The organism is Paenibacillus sp. B-A-8, assembly GCF_048572915.1.
Taxonomy (GTDB): Bacteria; Bacillota; Bacilli; order Paenibacillales; family Paenibacillaceae; genus Paenibacillus_AQ.
Genome location: NZ_CP183882.1, coordinates 6513878 through 6536563, shown reverse-complemented (window position 1 = coordinate 6536563; position 22686 = coordinate 6513878). Strand labels below are relative to the sequence as shown.

General features: G+C 44.6%; 15 protein-coding genes. 8 read left to right on the top strand and 7 right to left on the bottom strand.

Translation table 11 applies throughout. The features are described 5' to 3' along the window. Positions 1-29: 29 nt before the first annotated feature. A complete protein-coding gene (locus ACN6MV_RS29525; protein ID WP_042131406.1) occupies positions 30-578 on the bottom strand; it encodes a GNAT family N-acetyltransferase in 549 nt (182 codons plus the stop codon). A 230-nt stretch (positions 579-808) separates the two neighbouring features. Here ACN6MV_RS29525 and ACN6MV_RS29520 point away from each other — a divergent pair, with 230 nt between their 5' ends. Continuing rightward, complete coding sequence (locus ACN6MV_RS29520; protein ID WP_042131405.1) at positions 809-2515, top strand: glutamine--tRNA ligase/YqeY domain fusion protein; 1707 nt, start codon at positions 809-811, stop codon at positions 2513-2515. 85 nt (positions 2516-2600) lie between these two features. On the opposite strand, the gene ACN6MV_RS29515 is transcribed toward ACN6MV_RS29520, so the two are convergent. Next, a complete protein-coding gene (locus ACN6MV_RS29515; RefSeq protein ID WP_419885381.1) occupies positions 2601-3833 on the bottom strand; it encodes an MFS transporter in 1233 nt (410 codons plus the stop codon). A 310-nt stretch (positions 3834-4143) separates the two neighbouring features. Between ACN6MV_RS29515 and ACN6MV_RS29510 the strand changes: the two genes are divergently transcribed. From ACN6MV_RS29510 to ACN6MV_RS29495, 4 genes are all read left to right on the top strand, one after another. Beyond that, entirely contained in the window at positions 4144-6012 is a 1869-nt protein-coding gene (locus ACN6MV_RS29510; RefSeq protein WP_375104233.1) for an ABC transporter ATP-binding protein, read from the top strand. Beyond that, entirely contained in the window at positions 5942-6619 is a 678-nt protein-coding gene (locus tag ACN6MV_RS29505; protein WP_042131402.1) for a response regulator transcription factor, read from the top strand. Before ACN6MV_RS29510 ends, ACN6MV_RS29505 begins: the two co-directional genes overlap by 71 nt. Continuing rightward, positions 6616-7668 carry a HAMP domain-containing sensor histidine kinase gene (locus ACN6MV_RS29500; RefSeq protein WP_419885380.1) on the top strand — a complete coding sequence of 351 codons (1053 nt, stop codon included), beginning with the start codon at positions 6616-6618 and terminating at the stop codon, positions 7666-7668. Before ACN6MV_RS29505 ends, ACN6MV_RS29500 begins: the two co-directional genes overlap by 4 nt. A gap of 130 nt (positions 7669-7798) precedes the next feature. Further along, entirely contained in the window at positions 7799-11179 is a 3381-nt protein-coding gene (locus ACN6MV_RS29495; protein ID WP_419885379.1) for an S-layer homology domain-containing protein, read from the top strand. Between the two features lie 91 nt (positions 11180-11270). Here ACN6MV_RS29495 and moaA read toward each other — a convergent pair whose 3' ends face one another. Continuing rightward, a complete protein-coding gene (gene moaA, locus ACN6MV_RS29490) occupies positions 11271-12272 on the bottom strand; it encodes a GTP 3',8-cyclase MoaA (RefSeq protein ID WP_042131400.1) in 1002 nt (333 codons plus the stop codon). A gap of 414 nt (positions 12273-12686) precedes the next feature. On the opposite strand from moaA, the gene ACN6MV_RS29485 reads away from it, so the two are divergent. Next, positions 12687-13379, top strand: a complete 693-nt coding sequence (locus ACN6MV_RS29485) for a TorD/DmsD family molecular chaperone (RefSeq protein ID WP_419885378.1) — start codon at positions 12687-12689, stop codon at positions 13377-13379. A gap of 421 nt (positions 13380-13800) precedes the next feature. Here the strand turns inward: ACN6MV_RS29485 and ACN6MV_RS29480 are convergent, their stop codons facing one another. The 3 genes from ACN6MV_RS29480 to ACN6MV_RS29470 form a co-directional block, all read right to left on the bottom strand. After that, complete coding sequence (locus ACN6MV_RS29480; RefSeq protein ID WP_419885377.1) at positions 13801-13980, bottom strand: hypothetical protein; 180 nt, start codon at positions 13978-13980, stop codon at positions 13801-13803. Further along, positions 13973-17143, bottom strand: a complete 3171-nt coding sequence (locus tag ACN6MV_RS29475; RefSeq protein WP_419885376.1) for an efflux RND transporter permease subunit — start codon at positions 17141-17143, stop codon at positions 13973-13975. The genes ACN6MV_RS29480 and ACN6MV_RS29475 overlap by 8 nt, the downstream gene beginning before the upstream one ends. A 113-nt stretch (positions 17144-17256) precedes the next feature. Continuing rightward, the gene (locus tag ACN6MV_RS29470) at positions 17257-18174 is read right to left on the bottom strand and encodes a TetR/AcrR family transcriptional regulator (protein WP_375104228.1); all 918 of its coding nucleotides are present in this window, start codon (positions 18172-18174) and stop codon (positions 17257-17259) included. Between the two features lie 225 nt (positions 18175-18399). Here ACN6MV_RS29470 and cls point away from each other — a divergent pair, with 225 nt between their 5' ends. Then, entirely contained in the window at positions 18400-19908 is a 1509-nt protein-coding gene (gene cls, locus ACN6MV_RS29465) for a cardiolipin synthase (protein WP_076119018.1), read from the top strand. A 68-nt stretch (positions 19909-19976) separates the two neighbouring features. Here cls and ACN6MV_RS29460 read toward each other — a convergent pair whose 3' ends face one another. Beyond that, a complete protein-coding gene (locus ACN6MV_RS29460; RefSeq protein ID WP_419885375.1) occupies positions 19977-21506 on the bottom strand; it encodes a phospholipase D family protein in 1530 nt (509 codons plus the stop codon). A 225-nt stretch (positions 21507-21731) separates the two neighbouring features. Between ACN6MV_RS29460 and ACN6MV_RS29455 the strand changes: the two genes are divergently transcribed. Then, entirely contained in the window at positions 21732-22643 is a 912-nt protein-coding gene (locus ACN6MV_RS29455; protein ID WP_419885374.1) for a MerR family transcriptional regulator, read from the top strand. The last annotated feature ends 43 nt before the right edge of the window (positions 22644-22686 follow it).

Genomic DNA, 22686 nt, shown 5'->3' with positions numbered 1-22686 from the left:
GTTTTGTGTGTTTAATTTACTTGCGTAACTTAGCCGAGCAATTGCCACTCGCTACGCAACAAACCGTATACGGCGTGGTTCACGTAGCCATCTGGCAATTTCTCTGCCTGTCTAATCACACCCTCAAGCACAAAACCAAGCCGTTCCGGAATCGCTCTACTGGAAACATTGCCGGTTGCGCAGCGGATTTCTACACGTTGCAGCTCCATTTCCAGAAGTGCATAGTCCACTAGAACACGACAGGCACTGGTCATATACCCTTTGCCTTCAAATCCTTCACCAAGCCAGTAGCCGATTCCAACGGATCGGTTATGCCAGTCAATCTGGTGATACCCAATCACACCGGCGAGCTCACCACGAACCCATAGTCCAGCGGTAAAAGCACCATTCTCGGTACTTTGTTTAATCGTATTTTTGATGAAATCTAGAGTGTGAGCCTGTTCCGTAACGGCATCCACCCAAGGGAGCCATTGTCTTAGTCGATCCCGTGAGTGCTCTACTAACGTGAACAAGTGCCGAGCGTGCTCCGGCATGAGCGGCTTTAACATCAGCTCTTCATCGATGACATAATTAAACAAGCGGTTGCCTCCTTTTTGGCACAAGGCCTTATGTATGATTATGGATTATTTCTTATGATTATCATGCTACTCTATCGCCCTGACAGAAGTCAAAAGGTCTAAAGATGCTAAAAAATGATCTATGCCTTATGCCCCCTTTTATTGAACAATCTAGAGTTAACGGGTATATTAGTAGGAAACATGTTTATACAAGAAGTAGTGTAACACTACAGAACGAAAGGTTGATAGCTGTGGAGAACCGTAGCACCCCCTCCAATTTTATTAAGAATGTTATTACCGAGGACCTCCGTACGGGTAAAGTAAAGGAAGTTATTACACGCTTTCCGCCGGAGCCGAACGGTTATTTACATATCGGACATGCCAAGGCGATCTGGATTAACTTTACACTGGCGGACGAGTTCGGTGGCAAGACGAACCTAAGATTTGACGACACGAATCCGGCTAAAGAGGATACGGAATATGTGAACTCGATTCAGGAAGATGTAAAGTGGCTCGGTTATGAATGGGAAGAGCTGCGTTTTGCATCTGATTATTTTGAGGAAATGTACAAACGTGCCGAATTATTAATTACAAAGGGCAAAGCTTATGTCGATGACCTCAGTGCGGATGAAATTCGTCAATTGCGGGGAACGCTGACGGAGCCAGGGAAGAACAGTCCGCATCGCGATCGTAGCATCGAAGAGAATTTGGACTTGTTCCGGCGTATGCGTGCAGGCGAATTCAAGGACGGCGAGAAGGTCCTTCGCGCCAAGATCGACATGGCATCACCGAACATTAACCTGCGTGATCCTGTAATTTATCGGATTACACATGCACATCACCATAACACAGGCGATAAATGGTGTATCTATCCAATGTATACCTTCGCTCATCCGTTAGAAGATGCTATTGAGGGAGTTACTCATTCCCTTTGCTCACTCGAATTCGAAGATCAACGTCCATTTTATGATTGGGTCGTAGCTGAATGTGAGATGCCGTCTGTTCCACATCAATATGAATTTGGTCGTCTGAATCTAGCTCAAACGATGACTAGTAAGCGTAAGTTGAAGCTGCTTGTAGACGAAGGACATGTGGATGGTTGGGATGATCCGCGGATGCCGACGATTTCTGGTCTACGCCGCAGAGGATATACGCCGGAAGCGATTCGTAAATTCGTGTATGAAGCAGGTATCTCTAAGAGTCAGGGCCTGGTGGACCTGCAAATGCTGGAACACTTTATCCGTGAGGATCTTAAGCTAACTGTACCGCGTACAATGGCTGTGCTGCGACCGCTTAAGGTTGTTATCACCAATTATCCGGAAGGTCAAACAGAATGGCTTGAAGCGGAGAATAATACAGAGAATGAGGAAATGGGTGTACGCCAAATTCCGTTCTCACGTGAAATTTATGTTGAGCGTGATGACTTTATGGAGAATCCGCCGAACAAATATTTCCGGTTGTTCCCTGGCAATGAAGTACGTCTGAAGCACGCTTATTTCATCAAATGTAATGAGGTTATTAAGGATGAGAATGGCGAGGTAGTGGAGCTGCATTGTACGTATGATCCAGAAACGAAGAGTGGCAGCGGATTTACAGGCCGTAAGGTAAAAGGGACGTTGCACTGGGTGGAAGCTAGCCAAGCGGTTCCTGCTGAATTCCGTTTATACGAGCCTTTGATTTCTGCTGAAGAAGCGGATGAGGCTGTGGAAGTAGAAGGTTTGGATTCCTCGGTAGAGAAATCGGAGCCTAGCTTCTTAGATCAGCTTAATCCTAAGTCCATTGAAATCTTACAAGGGTTTGTTGAACCAGCGCTTAAGGATAGCGTGGCTCAGGATAAATTCCAGTTCTTCCGTCATGGCTATTTTAATGTGGATAGCAAATATTCGGCACCTGGACATCTCGTATTCAACCTTATCGTTTCACTGAAGAGTTCATTTCAACCTCCTAAACAAGGCTAATATTTAACTCGATCAAGTTGATTATATTGAAAGAGGCTCAAGCGTCCCGTGCGGGTACGCCTGAGCCTCTTTTTTATTTTCGTGTCTATAAAATTTCAATCTCGGATAGCTCTTCTTCTTCCTCTGTAGGGGGACGATAACCTCCACGACTAACAAAGAGCCACATAAAGCCAAAACCGAGCGTTCCAAACAGCGTCAAGAATACACCCGTCTGATACATGCTCTGCGCACCCAGATATTGATACATCCAACCTCCGAGAATGCCTCCAATGAAACCGGATATCCCACTCCAGCTTAGGGTGTAGAGCGCTTGTCCGGAAGAGCGATAAGGCCGTGGAATCAGGAGCATCGTCAATTGGGTCCCTACATAGAAGAAGCCGCCGAACGTTATGCAGTGCAAAATCTGAATAAACACTACTTGAATGGCAGTGGTCGCATCAGCCATAAACCACCAACGCAGAACGAACAAACCACTGACCAATGCAAGCCAGCCGAGCAGAACAGAAATTTTTCGTTTTAGGAATCGGTCACAGAGAACGAATACGCCTATCTCCAAAATGGAGGAGAGAAACACGGCAAGACCAATCATTTTTTTAGAACCGCCCAGATCCGTAATATACAAAGAGATGAATGTAGTGTTCATCGTGTTTGGTATGGAAACCAGAATGCCAAATAACAAAAACAACAGGAAAAAGGGATTGAAAATCACTTTACTTAGGCCTTTAAACGGCATCGGAGCTCTCATAATAGTATGGTTAATTTTGGGTAATACAAGAACGGATAGAATTGATGCACCTAGTAATGCTGTAAGCAGATAGGTCAAGATGGATACGCCAGCCCAATCAAGGATAAAACCGGCGACAATCGCAAGCAGTGCCCACCCTATTGAGCCCCAAAGCCGGAAAGAACGGAAGCGCTGATTAGTTCCCTCAATATAGCTAAGAATCATCGAGTTGCTTTGAGCAAATAATGGCCCTTGGAAGAAATAAAATAAAATAATGGCGTTGTAGATCATCTCATATGTATTTGCTCGAAACATAAACTGTGAGACCACTAGCGTTCCGAATAACATAAGCAAAACGATACGCCGTATATTCTGAGAACGGTCTGTTAAGAACGCCCAGAATGGATTTGCAAATATGGATACCAGCGCTCCCATAGAGAATAAGACACCAATCTCTAATTTGTTCATCCCTACATCCAGCAAGTATAGTTGAAAGAAGCTGGTGAAGAGGACCATGGTTCCATATACAAAAAAATTGAACCATTTTAAAGACGTGATAGAAGATGGAATAGCGCCTTTTCGCAAATGGTTCACTCCTTTCTCACTAAATATCTTGCATGGAGTAGAATGACCAATAGTAGGCCCTTCTATCACTGTAACACGTGTTGAAAAGGGATACAAACACCCTTTTTTACTTTTTTACATTATTTTGGTGTTTATTTAGGTTTGAGACGATAAGCGACAAAAAACGCATAAAACGTGGTACAAAAGGTGAAGAAGACGCAAAATGGCTAATCGGCGGGTTTAACTTCAGTTTACAATTTGCAGATAGGATAATTGAAAGACGAGAAAGATATTACTATGCTTTTCTCGTAGAGGTACCAAGAAAAGGGGAGTTATTGTTATGAAGAAATCCGAATCCAAGCGCAAGATGGCGCTGAAGCCGTTCTTGATGCTACTAAGAGAAACCAAGCCTTCATACGGCTTATTGGCTATAGCCATTGCACTAAGCATGATATCGACATTAGTCAGTCTGGTAATTCCGATGTTCACTAAGAATTTAGTGGATGGCTTCTCACTAGCCTCCGTTAGTAAGCTTCAGATTGCGGGTATAGCAGCCGCGTTTATCGCGCAGACCATTGCGGGAGGGATCTCCATCTATCTGCTTAATTATGTGGGTCAGAAGATGGTTGCAGGTCTGCGGGATCGCCTGTGGCGTAAGTTTTTAGTTCTGCCTGTGGCTTACTACAACGACAATCGAACGGGAGAAAGCGTCAGCCGCATGACGAATGACACAGGGATCATCAAAACACTGATTTCTGAACATTTAGCTAGTTTATTTACCGGAGTGATCTCTATTGTGGGCTCTATTTCAGTGTTATTATTTCTCAATTGGAAAATGACGCTGGTTCTCTTTACAGTGCTTCCGCTTTCTGCGCTGATTCTAGTGCCGCTTGGACGGCAGATGTATAAAATCTCCAAGGGGATGCAAGACGAGACAGCCTCGTTTACCGCTACATTAAGTGGTGTATTGTCAGAGATCCGTCTGGTGAAATCCTCGGGTGCAGAGAAGAAAGAGTACGAAGCAGGCAAAACCGGAATTATGAATCTGCTTTCCTTTGGTATTCGTGAAGGTAAGATTAGCGCCATGATCAGTCCGCTAGTTTCCTTTGTGTTTATGATGTTGCTCGTCGTCATTATCGGCTACGGTGGAATGCAGGTATCTTCCGGTGTCCTTACCGCTGGTGAACTAGTCGCCTTTATTCTTTATCTTATTCAGATAATTATGCCACTTACTCAATTGACTACGTTCTTCACACAGATTCAGAAGGCTAAGGGTGCCTCAGAGCGTATTATTGATACCTTGGCAGCAGAAGAGGAAGTATACGAGGGACAGGAAGAGGCAACCGGTGCTGAAGGTCCAATCTCGGTAGAGGGTCTAAGCTTTGGATATAAAAAAGGTGAGAATGTGTTGACCGATGTAAGCTTCCGTATGCTTCCGGGTCAGGTGACGGCTATTGTTGGTCCGAGCGGGGGCGGTAAGACCACGTTGTTCTCGTTACTCGAACGTTTTTATAAACCTCAGTCAGGTCAGATTAAGCTTGGCGACATGCCAGTGTCGACCTTCTCACTGCGCTCGTGGCGGAAGCTGATCGGGTACGTCTCACAAGAAAGCCCACTGTTAGCCGGTACGATTGCTGAGAATTTAACCTACGGATTGGATCGGGACGTTAGCAGTGAGGAGATGCGCACAGCAGCAGCCATGGCTTATGCAGATGGATTTATTGATGCCCTTCCTGAAGGATATAATACGGATGTCGGCGAAAGAGGCGTGAAGCTGTCTGGTGGACAACGGCAACGGATTGCCATTGCCAGAGCATTGCTGCGGAATCCGAAGATTCTTATGCTTGATGAAGCGACCTCCAGTCTCGATAGTCAATCAGAAGCGGTAGTGCAGAAGGCGCTGTCCAATTTAATGAAGGGTCGTACCACGGTTGTTATTGCCCACCGTTTGGCTACGGTTGTAAATGCAGATCAGATTATTTTTATGGAAAAGGGTCAGATTACCGGAATGGGAAGACATGAAGAGTTACTGGACAATCATGAGCTATACCGGGAATTTGCCACTCAACAGCTACAAATGAATACCATTGAGATTAAGGACACAGAAGAGGAAGAGGAAGAGGAGGCTCCAGTGACACATGACAAAAATACTAGTAGCGGACGACGATCCGCACATCCGCGAATTGGTAGAAGTATTTCTGAGAGCTGAGGGAATGGATGAGATCTATGGAGCTTCCGATGGACTGGAGGCTCTTCAGATACTGGAAAGCAATAATATAGATTTAGCTATTATTGATGTGATGATGCCCAATTTGGACGGCTGGGAGCTATGCCGGCGGATGCGCCAGAACTATGATTTTCCGATTTTAATGCTGACGGCTAAAGGGGAAACCTCACAAATTGTAAAAGGTTTTGAGCTGGGTAGTGATGACTATCTCGTTAAGCCTTTTGAGCCAGTGGTGCTTATTGCACGAGTAAAGGCGCTGCTCAAGCGTTATCAAATTTCTGCTGCACAAAGAGTGACCGTTGGTCGGTTGCGAATGAACCGTAAAACGTATGAGGTCTCCTCAGAGTATGGAGAAATCACTTTGCCGCTTAAGGAATTTGAGCTGTTGTTTAAGCTAGGCAGCTATCCAGGTCAGACATTGACTAGAGACAGACTGATCGAAGAGATTTGGGGTTATGATTTTGAGGGGAATGAACGAACACTAGATGTGCATATCAATCGTTTGCGTGAAAGATTTAATCAGGATAACTATGGGTTCGTTATTCGTACCATTCGGGGGTTAGGCTATCGGTTGGAGGCTGAGGCATGAATCGATTTAAAGAAATTGTTAAGCGAATCGGGATGATTTTAGTTTATTTCGGAGGCGTTGCGATTAGCTGGAGTGCAGCTTATTTCCTGATGAACTGGATATATAGCAGGGTTGGGCGTCCCTCTTCGGAGTATGTAGTCCAATTAATCAGCGTGATGGCCGGTATTATAATCTTGTTCATGATGGCATTAGTATCCTCCAAGTTATTCCGGGGCTGGGAACGTGTTTTTTATAAATCGATCATCGAAGGCTTGGGGCGTATTGCTAAAGGTGATTTCAATGTAGTACTGGATAATACTAAGGATTATGGTGAATTCGGTGAGATTGTAGAGAGTATCAACGTCATGGCCAGTGAACTGAGCCAGATGGAGACCATGCGCCAGGATTTTATCTCCAATGTATCGCATGAAATTCAATCTCCACTAACCTCGATTCGGGGGTTTGCTCTTGCGCTGCAGGATGAGACTCTGAGTGTGGAGAGTAGGAGGCACTACCTTAATATTATCGTGGCTGAGAGTACCCGCGTATCTGGGCTCAGTGATAATTTATTGAAGCTGTCCGCGCTTGAATCGGGCAACTTTCCGTTTGAAAATCAGGCTTACCGTCTGGATAAGCAGCTTAGAGATACGATTCTGGCTTCTGAACCACAGTGGCTGGAGAAAAATATAGAGGTAGAGGCTGAATTGGAAGAATTGAATGTAACTGCGGTAAAAGATTTGATGACTCAGGTCTGGACCAATCTTCTTCATAACAGCATTAAATTCACTCCCCAGAATGGATGTATTCATATCAAGCTTCGATCAGTAGATGAGCGCATAGAGGTGGAGATTCAAGATAGCGGGATTGGCATCTCTGACGAAGATTTACCTCGCATCTTTGATCGCTTCTATAAGGCAGACAAAGCTAGAACCGCGAGCGGGGGTGGCAGTGGTCTAGGCCTATCACTGGTTAAGAAAATCGTTGAGCTGCATAAAGGTAAAGTAACCGTAGCTAGCCGACCCGGTGAAGGAACAGCGTTTATAGTGAGCTTGCCAATGCAAGTAAAATAAATCGGTAATGTTAATATAAAAATGAATATTTACATAAACATGCAACAAAATCCGACATGACTTTACAATTTTCTACTATTCTAAATATAGAATCTACGAAAATCAAAAAGTCATCGGAGGATTAAATATTTTGAAGAAGAGCAAAATTCGCGTTTTTCTGACCAGTTCGCTTGCCGTATTATTGTTAGCACCCAACTTTTCATTACAGACAGTTTACAGTGCTTCAGGTGAATCAACGCCTGATTTCACAGCTACAACTTCAGAACATTCAGGGAAATGGATGACAGGTGAATACCATGCACATACTTATGAATCGAATGATGCTCAGGAATCTTTGAAAAGTGTGCTAGATGCTGCATTTGAACAAAATGGTTTTGACTGGATGGCACTGGCTGACCATCTTCGGGTATCTGACCGGGATGACGAAGGGGTGAATATCCCTGGCGGTTCTATTCCGATGTCTCAAGGCATTGTGGATTATCAAAATGAGAAAATTAAGAAATTACAGGCAGAAGGCAAATACGCTGGGAAAATCATTTTTTCCGGCTTTGAGTGGGATATGCCTCAATATGATCATGCAGCGGTTGGCATTGTTACAGATCAACCAGGGTCCGCAGAAGCTTTGAAGGCTATTAATCAATTTGAATATTTATTTACTAATCGGGATGTAAGTATGTTCGATCCGACAGATGTGGCTGAGTGGAGTGCGGCGGATACTAGATCTTTTTCTACAAAAGAAGATACACGCACAGCTATGAAATGGCTAAGCAGTCATTATCCAGATAGTTATGTACTGATCAATCATCCCTCCAGAAAAAATGGTACAAGCTCGGAGCTTAAAATAGAGGATATCCGGGACTTTAATGATATCGATCCAAATCTTGTCTTCGGCTTTGAAGGTATGCTGGGCAATCAGATGTCGAGTGATCGAGGAGAGACGCCTGAGACTTACGGGGGTACAGATGTCAAGGTTGCTCAGCTTGGAGGAATGTGGGATGCTCTGCTTGGTGAGGGCCGCAGGTTCTGGAATTTTGCTAACTCGGATTTTCATTTCAAAACAAAAAATGATCAATTCTCTAGCGGTTACTGGCCTGGTGAGTATTCCAAGAACTACACCTGGGTGGATGGCTCCGATATTAATGCTGTCGTAGACGGCATGCGGTCAGGGAAATCCTTCTCTGTCTTTGGAGATCTCATCAACGCCTTAGAGTTTAATGTATCAGGAGATGGGCAAGAGGAAGAAATGGGCGGCGAACTGGACGTAAAACAAGGCGACGACCTAGAGCTTACGATCCGTTTCAAAAGTCCACAGCAAAATAACAATGGCGATGCCGTTAAAGTGGACCATGTAGATTTGATCTCCGGTGAAGTCAACGGCAAGGTTGATCCTGGGTCGCCTGAGTACACCAAAGCAACTAACGATACAACAAAAGTACTGAAACGTTTCACAAGCGAGGACTGGACTACAGATGCCGAAGGCTACAATGTTATTAAGTATCAGGTAGGGGCAGCGGACAAGGATCGTTATTTCCGTTTAAGAGGAACTAATCTTGGAACTGACGTTGCTGGAGAAACCGTAAACGGCGAACCGCAGATTGATCCTAAAAATAATACTGTCGATAACCTGACTCGTTTCGAAGAAATCAATGCCCGTAATTATAGTGATATGTGGTTTTATTCCAATCCGATTTTTGTTGATGTGGAGTCGTACAGCGATCAGCAGGCCGTTAACGATACTATGACTGAGTTAGATCTAGGAGACACAAGCGCAGTAACTTCTGATCTAACGTTGCCTACCGAAGGCAAACACGGAACAAGTATTGTTTGGAACAGCTCTAATCCGGTTCTGATGACGAATGAAGGTAAACTCATCTACCAACCTAAAAAGGATACGAAGCTAACCTTAACAGCTACGATTCAGCGGGGATTGGCTACGGAAACGAAGGCTTTTGAAGTAACGCTTAGCGGAGATGATAGCATTACTCCATTGGCGCTTCATAGCACATTAAAGACTGAGAACGGACAAACGTATTTAAGCGGTAGCTGGACGAATCAGAGTGTTTCCGTAAGTGTATATGCCAGCGTATATATTCCTGGGTCAGATGTATCTATTCAATTAGCGAATGATGTGAACGGAGATTTCCTACCCTATGAAAGCGGGAAAGTAGTTGAGATTTCGGAAGAAGGGCAACATCAACTGCAATTTGAGGCTACGGATTCTTTAGAAAATAAGACAACATTGCCGATTGCTGTGAATATCGATCGTACTGCACCTGTGATTACCTTGAAGGGGGAGAGCAATCTTAGTCTGACTCAAGGCGATGACTTCAAGGACCCGGGCGCAGACGTTACTGATAGGGTTGGGGTTAGAGGCTCTATCCTGGTGACAGGAACAGTGGATGTTCAGACTCCAGGAACCTATACACTGAAGTACAATGCCACAGATTTGGCTGGTAATGCGGCTACTGAGGTTGTACGCACCGTAGTTGTAAATGCGGGCAACAGCAGTGGAGGGGGCAGCGGTCCAGTTGCAACTCCAGCTCCTACCGCGACGCCATCTCCTCGTGTGGAATTGGATGTAAAAGCACAGCAGGGAGGAACAGGCACACTTAAAGACATGGGCAGCTTTACAATTCCGGCTGGAGCATTGTCTGCAGACAGTGAAATTGTCTTTACGGTTGTTGCCACCGGTGAGACACCAGTGATGGGTGATCTTCAGGCTGTGAGTGCAGCATTAGAGCTTACTAGCGACAAGATTGGAATGCTTAATAAACCCGTAGAACTATCTCTGAATTACGATGCGGGTCAGATTACACCAGGGCATAAAGCAGCTATTTACTATTACAATGAACAGCTTAATAAGTGGGTATATGTAGGTGGAAGCATCCAATCGGATGGGACTATAACTGCAAGTGTAAATCAATTTGCCAAATATGCTGTGTTTAATTATAAGGCCCCATCGCCTACTGATTTGAATAATCATTGGTCCACAGAATTTACAGACCGTCTAATTGGCATGGGCATCATGAAAGGGTACGAGGATCATACCTTCCGCCCGAATGAGGATGTTACCCGGGCGCAGTTCGCTTCTATGATTGTAAGGGCGCTTGGTTTGCAAACTACAGGCAGCACAGTGAAATTCGAGGATCAAAGTGCGATTCCAGCTTGGGCTGCAGGTGATGTAGCAGCGGCGGTAGATGCCGGAATCCTTCGTGGATATGATGTAAACGGTAAAAAGTTCTTCGAGCCTTCTGAGAAGATTACACGTGCTGAAATGTCAGTTATGCTCGCTAATGCTTTGAAGGTCAATGCCCATAAGCAAACGGATAATGAGGGGAACTTTGTGGATCTTGCTTCCATTCCACAATGGGCACAGTCATCTGTGCAAGCAGGTGTTGAAGCTGGTATTTTGGGTGGATTTGAGGATCATACGTTCCGACCTGAGAATAATGCTACAAGAGCGGAGGCAGCAACGACGCTTTACAAGCTGCTCGAGGCTCTATATCTATAATAGTGGATGGCGAAGGCTATCCTTTAATCTCTAAATGAAACGCCGCTTTTCCCAGATGACTTGGGGAAAGCGGCGTTTTTAATGAGACGGACTAGCCTCCAATTTGAGACATACGCCGAGCCGTCGGCGTGTGGCTTTGTGCTTTTTTCTCCAAGGCTAATGCCATTTCGTGGTTATGTGGCTTGTTACCCAGAGCTTTGCGGAATAAGGCTTGCACTGCTGCGGGATCGCTTATTAGGGGGCGGACATTGTACTCATCTTCCCAATATAGACAAGCTTTGATATGGCCATCTGCAGTTAGTCTTAGACGATTGCAGTTATCGCAAAAGTGATCGCTTACTGGATGGATTAGACCGAACGTTCCTTGCGCTCCAATAACCCGCCGATTCTGGGAAGGGCCATTACCAGATGGCATCTCTGCCTCCTCGGTCTCCCAGCCGGCCGCAGTACAAGCTTCTATAACCGTTTCCAGCGGCAGATAGGATTGGCGCCAAGAATCAGTAGCACTTCCGATGGGCATATATTCAATAAAGCGTACATTTAGTGGACTGTTCAACGTAAGGGAGATGAAGTCTTTGATCTCGTCATCATTAATCCCCTTCATTAATACAACGTTAAGCTTGATTGGCTCCAGTCCAGCAGCTTGTGCTGCCTCGATTCCCTTTAGTACCTTGGAGACTTCACCGCCGCGTGTAATCATAGAGAAGCGATCTTGCCGTAAAGAGTCCAGACTGATATTCACTCGTGACAGCCCGGCTTCTTTTAGCAGCGCTGCTTTCGCTGGAAGCATTAATCCGTTCGTAGTCAGTGAAATATCGTCAATCCCCGGAATGGCGGATATCATAGTCACTAGCTTCTCCAGGTCTTTGCGTACAAGAGGTTCTCCTCCTGTTAGCCGTACCTTACGCAATCCAAGGGGGGCTAGCGATTCCACAATTGCGGTGATTTCCTCATAGCTTAGAATCTCGTCCTGCGGCTGGAATTCCATCCCTTCTGCTGGCATACAATAAATGCAACGCAGGTTGCAGCGGTCGGTAACCGAAATGCGGATGTAATCGTGTAAACGTCCAAAAGGGTCCGTCAGCGGCTCCATGGCGTTGCTCCCTTCATTTGTTGGTGTTTTGAGTGCTTCTCTCCTTAAGAGGAGGCGAAGGCGGTTATACTTGTTTAGAATTTTAAAGATCGCTCGGAGGTACGTCAATGAGCAAAGTGTTGGATGGGTCGAACACTCCCTTTTTGAAGAAGTCGGCATATGATTTTTTTGCATAATAATGGACAAACTAAATAAAATAACGAAGCCGAAATAGACTTGCGAAAATGTGACAAAAGTACGACAAATGAAGTGATTAGTCATAGAATGCTCACGGAAAGCGTTTTAAATATCCGATATAATCTAGGTGCGGATTACTTTTACGTTCACTTTTGCGAAAACAGAAAGGATACCGGAAAATGCATATCGTAATGTGACGATGCGTGACCGGGAAACCCATTGAGGAGGATTTGCAAAATGACTATGCAAACTGTTCCATCGCTCGCCGTGCCGGAGGCATTTAGCCATTGGTTGGAAAGTCGGGGATTAATATATCAGCTTTTAGTGGATTTTTTGGGTAGAAAACCATCACTCTCGCTTGTGGCTCAGTGGAGCCGCAATCGCAAGATGAGTGTTGCAGCAGAGATGACGGAAGGTGGACGGGAACTGAAACGATATTTGAGTCAGGAACCGAATAAGCTACCTTATATATGCGAGAAAGAGAGCCAAGAGTATAAACGGCTTATACATGAACAAACAGTAAGCTCTTTTAAATTACGTGAAGCTGCTATTCTAGGGCGTTCTGAAGATTTCTGCAACGTGCTTGCTGATGTGTATACTTCCGCGGGAATCGTATTTAACAAATGTAATGGTGAGGCTGATGATCATATTGCTATTGAGCTGGAATTTATGGCAGTAATGCATGAGCGGATGTTGTACAATAGCTTCTCAATTAGAAGTGCTATGGATCTACTTGATATTCAGGTAGCCTTTTTGGAGGATCATTTACTGCAATGGACTCCACAGTTCTGTGAGAAATTAAATGCGGCAACGGATAGTACGTTGTATTTGGGACTTTCCCATATGCTCGCTGAGTTTCTACCCCTTGATTTGCAAATGCTGCGTTCCTGGAGAGCTTCGCTGGAGAGCAGTGCAACAGCAATGGTATAAGAACACTATAATACAGAGCCCGGCCTATAAATTAGGCCGGGTTTTTCGTGCTGAAGAGGTGTGAATTATGCTGGAAAATGAAGCGTCGAATGGTGAACGAAGCGGTGATCCAAGCGGTGATCCAAGTGAAGTAGGTAAATGATGATCTGAGTGAAGTCTCAAATTCCGATCCGAGTGAAGCTCTAGAATAATAATTAGGGAATTTCTCCCTAAAAGTCTGGGGTTAATGCTCACAAGACATGTAATTAGGGAAAAAATCCCTATAATTCACCTGACTGGGCAATAAATCAGGCGAATTAGCTGATTTTCAGGGAGAAATTCCCTAATTTCATTAATTTTGAGTGATTATTGGCTTTTTTTAGGGAGCTTTTCCCTAATTATTTTTAGAACCACTGTCCGTTACATAGTAGCCTATTGCGAATCACTCGCCGCCACCGTATAAAAGCCCCATTACACAACCCAAAAAAATAATGGATAAGTAGCGCCCGTTACTTTGCCCATTCCATAAAAAAGAAGCTGTCCCATAAGTAGCATTCACTACTTTTGAGACAGCTTCTTCATCTAGCGTGTTTACTTGATTCGCATCAAGTGTTTTAGTCAATTACCTTTTTGCTGCGGAATTTCATCAGGAACTCATACACAACTGGTACTACTACAAGTGTCAGCAGTGTGGAGCTGATCAAACCGCCGATAACGGTAACGCCTAGTCCTTTGGAGATGATCCCCGCACTGTTTTCAAGTCCTGTAACCAGTGGCAGCAATGCACCAATTGTTGCAAGTGCAGTCATCAAGATTGGACGTAAACGTGTGCCGCCTGCTTCAAGCAAGGCTTGACGTGTGGTCATTCCTTCTTTTTCCTTATGAATAACGCGGTCGATGAGGACAATCGCATTCGTAACTACGATACCAATCAACATCAGCGCACCCATGAGGGAGGAGACGTTTAAGGTTTCCCCAGCAATCAGAAGGGCTACGAGTACCCCGATGATGGTGAAAGGAAGTGAGAACAGGATAGCAAATGGAGCTAATCCACCGCCAAATGTAACCACAAGCACGAAGTATACGATGGCAATAGCAGCCGCCATAGCAATACCTAATTGACCAAACGTATCATTGATCTGCTCAGTTACACCACCGAAGCTAACCGTTACGCCATCAGGTAATTCCATAGCATCAACTTTTTCCTTCACGATATTTGAAGCACTATTGACGTCACTAGAAATAATCTCAGCAGTGACATCTACCTTCATTTTACCGTCCATCCGAGTAATCGAGTCAGGGGAAGAGCCGTTTTCAATTTTAGCGACTTGCCCGATTGGCACGGAAATGCCTAGTGGTGAAGTCAATGTAGCCTCTTCCATTTCTTTAATACTCTTATACGTTTCTTTATCAGTTTCGATATAGACTTTGTAGTTCTTGCCGTCCATTTCTACTTCTGTGAGTACTGGACGTGTGCCGGCAGGAGCAAGCTTCATCGCAATTTGTCCCGCTGTAAGTCCAAGGGAGCTAAGCTTTTCTTGATCCGCTACAATCGTATATTGATCGTAAGCTTCTTTGAGGCTTGTTTCTCCATCTTTGAAATTAGCGGTGTCAGCTTGTACGATCTTGGCGATGTCATCCGCTACCGGCTTAATTTGATCTAGTTCATCTCCGAATACATTTACGGTTAACGTGCTTCCACCCATACCTCCGCTCATCATGGCGGACATATCGCCCCATACACCATCTGGAACTTCTGCGGCTAAGCCTTCGATCAACTTCTCTTTTACGTTTTCGAAATCAGGAGTATCGCTATCATAAACGATGAAAAAGAGTCCTGAGTTGCTGGATCCGCCCATACCCATTGGGCCGCCGCCACCGATGGAATATTGCATTTTATCCACATGCTGCTGCGCTAAAATATATTTCTCAGCTTTCAGACCTTGCTCTTGAACTTCTTCAGTTCTTTGTCCAGCCTTTGGTGAGTATGTTAACATTACCGTTTTATCCTCTTGAGAAGGCATAAAGCTAACGCCGATAGGCTTGATCAGGAACAAGCTGCCCGCAAGGAGGAGAACTGCAACTCCGAACGTAACCAGCTTATGAGAAAGACACCAGTTCAGAATTTTTTGATAACCGGCAGACAGTCTGTCTGGTTTCTCACTATGCGTTTTCTTACCTTTCAATCCGTTGCGGAACAGCGAGTGAGCCATTGCAGGCACTAGGGTAATCGCAACTACCAATGAAGCGAGCAGGGCGAAGACCATGGTTAAAGCGAAAGGCAAGAACAGCTCGCCAACCATACCACTTACGAGAGCAAGCGGTAAGAACACCGCGATGGTTACAATCGTTGAGGACATGATGGGTACGAACATTTCACGGGTCGCTGCACTGATTAATTCCCGACCTTTTAGCTTCTCACCAGATAAGGAGAGCCGCCGGTATATGTTCTCTATGACGACAATCGAGTCATCGACTACCCGTCCGATGGCAACGGTCATCGCTCCAAGGGTCATCATATTAAGCGTGATATCCATTTGACGCAGACATAACACTGCGATCAGTAGTGATAATGGAATTGAGATGATAGAAATGATCGTCGAACGGATATTCCGCAGGAAGACCAAAATGATGATTACTGCGAAAAGTGCACCAAATACTGCCTTGGACAGCATTGTATTTACGGAGTCCTCAATCGGCTTACCTTGGTCAAGCAGAACTGTTAGATCGATGCCTTTATATTGTGCTTTTAATTCTTCAGTTTTGTCTTTAACACCATTTACGACATCAACAGTGTTGGCATCATTGGCTTTGACAATCTGGATACCGATCGATTCTTTACCATTCGTACGGGAGATAGATTCAGAATTTCCAACAACCTCAATCGTGGCAAGCTCTCCCAGCTTCACAGTTGGCAGTCCCATATTTGCAGCTCCGCCTACAGCGCCAGCACCAGCCGCACTTCCGGCACCTGCTCCGGCAGCCCCACCAGCCTCAGCTCCAGGAGAACCAGTGCCAACAGCACCGGCAGCCCCAGTTGGCATCACTGGAATGGCCACATTTTTAAGATCATCAACAGTAGTGATGTTGCCATCTATTACTACTGCCTTTTGGGCTTTGTCCATCTCGAACAGTCCTAGTGGAACACGGAGGGAAGAGCCTTGAATAATACCTTTAACTGTATCTTCGGTTAATCCGTATTGGCTCAGCTTGTCTTGATTGAACTTAAGCGAAACTTCTTTAACATATTGTCCAGAGATTTGTATAGAAGCGACACCCTCAACATCCTCAAGGGCAGGGCGAATGTCGTTCTCGGCAATACGGGTTAGTTCCTCAAGATCCTCTGAATCCCCATTGGATAGACTGAGGGAAACGACAGGCATTGAGCTAAGGCTAAAGCGAGAAATGGAAGGCTTCTGCGCATTGTCTGGCAGTGAGACTTCATTTAGCGATTCGCGAACTGCTGCTGTCGCATTATCCAGATTCGTACCATAATCGAACTCAATTTGGATACTGGAGGCATTCTCCAGAGAAGTAGAGGTGATCGTTTTTACACCATCCACATTGCGTAGCTTTTGCTCCAAGGGTTTGCTGACATCATTTACGACACCTTCTGGTGCAGCACCCGGATAAATGGTTGTTACGCTAAGATAGGGTATACTAATATTAGGTAAGGTTTCTTGCTTCATTGTCAGTCCGCTATATAAACCGGCAAATACAATGATTATCGTCAGAAGCCAAATGGCAAATTTGTTCCTGAGCGAGAAATTAATTAAGCTTTTCATAAGTTTCGTTTCTGCTCCTCTCGGGCCTTTTCTTTACGAAATAGGCGCCATTTTGAAAATTTATAATACTCGCTATCCATGTTCTTCTCTCTCACGAACTCTTTATAGAGCAATTAACGAAATACGCATGAATGATTTGAAAAAGAGGTAACCAGCTTCCTCAATTCTTCCAATGGTGTAGTGAGCTCTGAGCAGGATTGGAGGTTGGACAACATCCCCTGTATGATTGCTTTGCGTGGGTGTGGTAAGAGAACTTCGCCTTCTAGAATGTTGAGTGATTCCAGCAAATCGGCTGACTCTTCGGGTTCTATACTATCTAATTTACTGACCACAGTCTTCATGTCCTTAATGATCTGAAGTGGATTCTTGCGCTTACTCTCCTCATTCTCCTCCATCCAGCTTGCTAGAATAGTAGAGTTGATGAGAGGCGCCTGCTTACTTGTAAGAAGACCAGCTACAATAATATCTAGTAGATTCATTAGATGATCAGCCATAACGGCAAGGGACAAATGGGTATCCTGACGAAAAATAACCGCAATATATGACTTGATTAGTCCATGACCTACAATACATAAATCTCCGGTATAGGGAACGATGTCTTTTCCATAAAGGGTCTCCATCTTCACCTGAAACCAGCGCAAGAAGGAAGCATTGTTTCTACGTAGCCATTCCGGTACTTCAGTATCAAATCCTTTTCCGGCAACTTCCTGAATTTGACGCTGTAAGAACTCCCGTAATTCGTATACATGGCTCAGTAGAATTTCTATTTGATTCCTAAGCTTTTCACGCGGTGTTCTTTGGGTTTCTTGTTCTTCACGTAATAAGGGATCACGAATCATTCGGTAACAGTAGAGAAAAATACTGCGTTCCAGTTCTTCTTTGGATTTGAATACTAGATACAAGCTTCCCTTCGAAATTCCGCATAATTCGGCGATCTCTTGCATGGACGTGGAAGAAGAGCCTTTCACAGCGAATAACTGCATGGCGATCTTAATAATCTGTTCCTGCTTGTCCACAGTTTTATCGCTCATTGGGGGATAACCTCCTTTCTGACTACCCAGTTCTATAATTGACTAATCGGTCAAAATAATTATATTCGATCCATCCTGTCATTACAAATTTCAGATCAGAAGGGTTACAGTTTTGTTGTAAATAGATTTTTACACAGTAATTGTCTAGGAAGATATAGGTTCTTCATGTAATATATAAATGTGTCATTTTGGTGTTGCTTGTATGAATAAGAAGGTAGGTACAATATGAGAAGAGGACTTCAATCTATAATTATTATTGGGGCTTTCATAGCATTTTATTATTTTGGTTTTGGTATTTTTGGGAGTACTGCTGGAACGATTATTAGTATTTTCTCCACACTGACCGTCATTTCGATTAGTTTGGCTATTTTTATGGAGAACCGTAATCCTTCTACGACAATGTCTTGGATTCTGTTGCTTGCGTTGATCCCGGTGCTAGGTCTAGTCTTCTATTTTTTATTCGGACAGAACGTGTTTAAACGCCGTAAATATGATAAAAAAGCACAACGAGATCTTATGGCCTATGAGCGGATTGAGAATGACGCCTTACGCACGCATCAAGATTGGTCGGTCTTTGATCCCTCTCGCCAAAAACTACTGCTATTATCCAAGACCTTAGCGCGCACTCCGATTTCCTTTGCTTCAGAGACGCGTATACTCACCAATGGTGAAGAGACGTTTGGGACATTACTGTTAGAGTTGCGACAAGCTAAACACCATATACATATGGAGTATTACATCTTCCGTGCGGATCATATTGGAACGCGTATTCAACAGATTTTGATCGCGAAGGCACGCGCGGGTGTGTCAGTTCGATTCATGTATGATGCAGTAGGTAGCTTTCAGCTTTCCAGAGCCTTTTTGAAAGAGATGGTTGATGCTGGGGTACAGGTGGCTTCATATGGTAATTCCACCTCCTTTTTCTCTAGCCGGGTGAATTACCGGAATCACCGAAAAATTGTCGTCATCGATGGCGATGTCGGGTTCATGGGTGGACTCAATGTGGGGGATGAATACTTAAGCCGCAGCAAAACTTATGGATTCTGGCGCGACACCCATATGTTGATTAGAGGCGAAGCGGTACGGACGATGCAAATCATTTTCTTGCAAGATTGGATGCATACTACAGGTGAAAAAATACTGGAGCAGGATTATCTCACACCACAGCTACACTTCATGACAGGGGACGGAGCAGTACAGATTATTGCGAGTGGACCGGACAATGAACGCCGTGCACTCAAAAATATATTCTTCTCCATGATCACTTCTGCTGAGAAATCAGTATGGATTGCCAGCCCTTATTTCATTCCGGACGAGGATATCCTAACTGCGATCCGTGTAGCAGCCATATCCGGTCTAGATGTTCGCTTGTTATTCCCTGCTAAGCCGGATAAATGGATTCCGTTTCTGGCTTCGCACTCCTATTTCCCGGCATTGCTGGAGGCTGGAGTGAAGATTTATGAATACGAAAAGGGCTTTATACACTCTAAGCTTTTAATCGTGGATGGTGAAATAGCGACTATTGGTACGGCAAATATGGACATGCGGAGCTTCCATCTTAACTTTGAGGTTAACGCATTACTGCTTCAGACAGAGAGTGTTACACGAATCGTTGCTGATTTTGAACGGGATTTACTGTCTACCACTCAGATTGTGCATGAGACCTTTATGAATAAACGCATGGTGGTACGTATACTGGAATCTGCCGCCAGATTAATGTCCCCCCTGCTATAACTTCATTACAAGCTAAACCACCGCAGAGAGTGTTGCCTTCTCAACGGTGGTTTTTTTATTTTTTTCGCTTAAAAGGTAGTAAAGCCCAGGTTAGTCTGCAGCCGGAACAGGATGTACTTGAACCAGGTCACATCGCTCTGATAGGCTTCAAAAGGCAAAGTGAATGCATGCCCCTCGTTATTCCACAATCGATTGAAGTAGGCTTCCATTTCTGTGAACAGCGGCTGATCCCGCTTCATAGAAATCCACAGATCATTCTCCAGATTGTAGTCATCTAGATTGCGTGTGGTGAAATTGGTAGAACCGCCAAGAACGATGGAGCTCTCGGTTTGTTTGGCAATAAAGAGCAGCTTCGGATGATATTGCTCTTTGGTTGTATTGTACCAACGAATAGAAATTTCACCGTTCGTGCGTTTGTTCAGATCCATGGCAACCGGACGGTTGGGGATCCCGATTTTATCACGCCCGAAGGCGTTCTGATTTGGATCCAGGATTAGGTTTACCTTAGCGCCGCGTGATGTAGCCTCAACCAACGCATCCAGAATGGCATCGTCAGCAAGATAGAACATCCCCATCCATACGGTATCCCCCTTCCGGGCGGATCTAATGCCTTGCAGCGCATATTTGTATACCTTTCCTTCTGTTAAATAGCGAACTTCTAGAGCTTCCGCTGAGGGTAGGTTTTTTTCTTGGGTGAAATTGGGCTTATGAAGTAGCAATGGCCCTGCATCTGAAAGATTGGCTGCTGCCTGCTCGGTCTGGAGAATATCAGCAATAATTGGACCCTGTACCTCCAGAGCAATATTGGAGTGGTAGGCGCTGGCATCGTGAACATTTCCAGAGGAAATTAGTGCGGTGTTCTCACTAACAATCACTTTACGATGGTTCGCCTTTACATTGAGCAGCTTCAGATAAGATCGAGCGGTAATATCCGGTCCACCACTGGCCATAAGATTAGGGATAAAGCCTTTACCGGATTGTCCGAACCATTGGATGAAGGTGCGCCAGAAGGCTGAATATGCAGGTGTAGAATCTCGCAGCGCATTAACATCGGTCATGATGACTCGAATCCCTACGGCCTTCATTTCTTCTAAAAGATGATTGGGCGCTGAGTTGTAGTTAGTATTGACCTCATCGGTGATGAAGACAATCTCCATTTCCGGATAGGTTTGCTTTTGTGAGATTAACTTATCAGTCAGCATTCGACTGACTGGAGGAAATGACTGATCCTTATGGGTATAATCATTGAACAGAAACAGGTCAATGACTAAGAACTCCCTTGACTCCTCGACGATCTGTAGAATTCTCGGAAGAATTTCACTCTCCTGCTTACCTGTGTCCGTCCCGTCTGGATAAGTTAGATCATGCCAGAAGGATACATTATTCACTTTGTATAGGGGACTTTCATAGGAAATCCCTGCGGGAAGAGGTTTATGTGTCTGATATATCATTACGCCGATTAACCAGAGAATTAGAATGATGCAAGTCCATATCACTCGTTTGCGGCGTCGTGAAGAGGTGCGCTTTTTTTGATCTAAAGCATGGGTTATATTTTGAATCGTTTGGGGCTGAACGGGTTGTTCACGATCTGATGTCATCGGAAGTTCCTCCTGAAAGTATTGCAGAGCACTTCCTATAAACTTAATATGCTCCGGCATGTACCAACCTATTAACACCTAGTGGGGAGAAATGAAGCAGTTTCCGTATCATAACGTCTAATGACATAACACATTGGCTTATGTATAATGAGTGTGAAAGATTTGTATAATGTTTATGATTGCGAATTTGGGCAGTTGCATTAGGGAAAGTGAGTGAGTTCTATCATGTATTCCATCAAACAGGTTGTTGAAATGCTGGATATTCCTTCCGTGACGCTCAGAGCTTGGGAGAATCGGTACCAGGCGGTTACACCTGAACGTACCGAATCCGGGTACAGACTGTATAGCCATGAGAATGTCGAGGATCTGCGCTGGCTGAAGGAACAGACCGAGCAACAAGGGGTAAGCATATCGCATGCTGTTCGAATGCTGAAGGCTCGTAAAGAAAAACAACTGGATGATACGCTTTCAGTCGCAAGCGGAAATACTCAGGATGCTTTTGAGAAAATGAAAGAACAAATATACAATGCACTACATGACTTTCAGGGAGAGCGAGCTAATGCCTTAATTGATTTTGGTTTATCTCTTTATGGTTATGAAGCAATGTTCCATCAGGTACTTGTGCCAATCTTGATACAAGTAGGCGATGCCTGGGAAGCTGGCATAGCAACGGTAGCGCAAGAACATTACACCACGCATATGATCTCCAACCGGTTCTATCAAATATTCCACGTATTCCCCGTTTACTCCCATTTGCCGAAAGTGCTGGCTTTCTGCCCTGCAGGAGAGCATCATCAAGTCGGGCTGTTGTTATTCGCCTTGTTTTTGCGCAAAAACGGAATGGAGGTTATCTACTTAGGAGCAAACACGCCTGAGGAAGGGATCATCTCGATGCTGGAACAACAAAGTCGGGTAGGCTTGATTTGTCTGTCGATTACGGATAAAGATTTGATACCCTTTAGTGAGGAGCTTATAGAGCGGCTAAGAAAGGTATGTCCAGGGGCTAAATTCCTCGTAGGTGGCAAGGGCTATGAAAGAGACCCTTCTTTATCTAAAGCGGATTATGTAATGACAGAACCTGCGGAACACTGGCAAGCGTGGTTTGATCATGTGTTTACAAGTATAAAGATCAAGTAATCCTTCTGATCAAGAAAATAGATATATAAATAGGAGTCTGTAA

Coding starts and splice junctions, on each gene's coding strand:
- ACN6MV_RS29510 (WP_375104233.1), top strand. CDS start 4,144: ATGAAGAAATCCGAATCCAAGCGCAAGATGGCGCTGAAGCCGTTCTTG.
- ACN6MV_RS29505 (WP_042131402.1), top strand. CDS start 5,942: ATGACAAAAATACTAGTAGCGGACGACGATCCGCACATCCGCGAATTG.
- ACN6MV_RS29500 (WP_419885380.1), top strand. CDS start 6,616: ATGAATCGATTTAAAGAAATTGTTAAGCGAATCGGGATGATTTTAGTT.
- moaA (WP_042131400.1), bottom strand. CDS start 12,272: ATGGAGCCGCTGACGGACCCTTTTGGACGTTTACACGATTACATCCGC.
- ACN6MV_RS29485 (WP_419885378.1), top strand. CDS start 12,687: ATGACTATGCAAACTGTTCCATCGCTCGCCGTGCCGGAGGCATTTAGC.
- ACN6MV_RS29475 (WP_419885376.1), bottom strand. CDS start 17,143: ATGAAAAGCTTAATTAATTTCTCGCTCAGGAACAAATTTGCCATTTGG.
- ACN6MV_RS29470 (WP_375104228.1), bottom strand. CDS start 18,174: ATGAGCGATAAAACTGTGGACAAGCAGGAACAGATTATTAAGATCGCC.
- cls (WP_076119018.1), top strand. CDS start 18,400: ATGAGAAGAGGACTTCAATCTATAATTATTATTGGGGCTTTCATAGCA.
- ACN6MV_RS29460 (WP_419885375.1), bottom strand. CDS start 21,506: ATGACATCAGATCGTGAACAACCCGTTCAGCCCCAAACGATTCAAAAT.
- ACN6MV_RS29455 (WP_419885374.1), top strand. CDS start 21,732: ATGTATTCCATCAAACAGGTTGTTGAAATGCTGGATATTCCTTCCGTG.